The organism is Streptomyces sp. NPDC002130 (genome assembly GCF_040296465.1).
Lineage (GTDB): Bacteria > Actinomycetota > Actinomycetes > Streptomycetales > Streptomycetaceae > Streptomyces.
This window is the reverse complement of the sequence record NZ_JBEOXI010000925.1, coordinates 1-1,313: the sequence shown is the minus strand read 5'-3', so window position 1 is coordinate 1,313 and position 1,313 is coordinate 1. Positions and strand designations below refer to the sequence as shown.

The following is a 1,313-nucleotide window of genomic DNA, read 5'->3' as shown; positions in this document are numbered from 1 at the left end:
ACATCTCCCGCATCACCATCGTCGTCGGCGTGGAGGACCTGCCGCTGGAGCAGGTACATCTGGCGTGAGCACCTTCTCGACGGGTCGACCGGTCGCCGCTGGCTGACTGTGGAGGACGACGAGGGTGAACTGGAGATGACTCTCTGGATGCGTCGGGAAGGAACCAACCTGGTCCCGAACGGCGACGTCGTTCTCGACGACAAGGTTCACCGCAAGATCGAAAGTGGAACGGCGAAGTTCACGGCCGAGGGTACGACGGGTACGGCCCCTTCCGGCTCGATGGAATACGCGGACTATGCGACCGCCGACAAGACCGGTCTGATCGCATTCGAGAAGTGGGCGCGCGGACAGTCGTGGGAGGTTTCCACGGGACGGGCGGTCACTCGCAGCGAACTCACTGTCATCCACTCGGGCCCCCCGGAATGAGCCTGTATCGACTCGATGTGGAACCGACCGACGTGAATGCCTCGGCACTGGGGTTGGTGCTGGGAGCGCCCTCGCCGCCGGCCCTCGCCGAGTTGGTGATCGAAACTTCCGATGCGACGTTGACACTCGGAGTGCTCGGGGCATCTCACGTGGTGACGGCCCGGGCGTCGGGAAAGGAACTGACCGAGCAGGTTTCGTGCGATGCTCTTGCCGCCGGCGGTGAACCCTTGCCGGCAGTGGAGTCCACGGATAACTACCGGTTCGAGTCTTCTTCGCTGGTCCTGGACCGAGTCGAATTCGATTCGGAAGCTGCATCGTTGAGAGAGTCCGCCGGCCAGGACGGTTGGATCTGCGGATCCTTTCCCGGCGACGACACAGCGTTGACCGCGTTGTGTGGCGTGCGAGACCGCCAGGGGTGGAGTTGGCAGAGTTGGCATTTGTACCCGGGGGAGGGGACAGGAGTGATCGTGAAGACGCGCAGTAGGTGGCGACCGTGAGGGGGCGGACGTGGTTGGCTCCGGTGATGGTGGCGGCCGCAATTGTGTTGTCGGCGTGCGGTGGTGGCGCCAAGGACTTCATCGCGGACAACTATTCCAAGACGTCCCAGGATGGCGACGTCGTGTTGTACTCGTCGAAAGATCCAGTGGGCACGACCGTCTCGCGGATTGTCGACGCGGACGAACCAGCGGCGCGAAGTGCTGACGGCGGCAACGAATACCTGCGCTACGACGACGACATCGTCACTGTCAGTTCGGCTTCGGGCGGTGGCAGCACCATCAAGGTAGAGGACATCGACGGCACGTATCGCAGCGGCGGATACGCGTACCTGGGCCACCCGTGGGTCGATCCCGAAGTGATTGCGGATGCGGTGTTCTATCTCGTAGGGC

The 1,313-nt window shown here is 63.2% G+C and carries 3 protein-coding genes; all 3 read left to right on the top strand.

The genetic code is table 11. The features are described from left to right. The coding region (locus tag ABT116_RS47045) for a DUF4178 domain-containing protein (protein ID WP_351647497.1) at positions 1-426 on the top strand (426 nt) is incomplete at its 5' end. Positions 427-443: 17 nt separating this feature from the next. Continuing rightward, positions 444-923: a DUF2617 family protein gene (locus ABT116_RS47040; protein ID WP_351647495.1), complete on the top strand. Its 480-nt coding sequence runs from the start codon at positions 444-446 to the stop codon at positions 921-923. Between the two features lie 23 nt (positions 924-946). Further along, the coding region (locus tag ABT116_RS47035) for a DUF4247 domain-containing protein (protein WP_351647499.1) at positions 947-1,313 on the top strand (367 nt) is incomplete at its 3' end.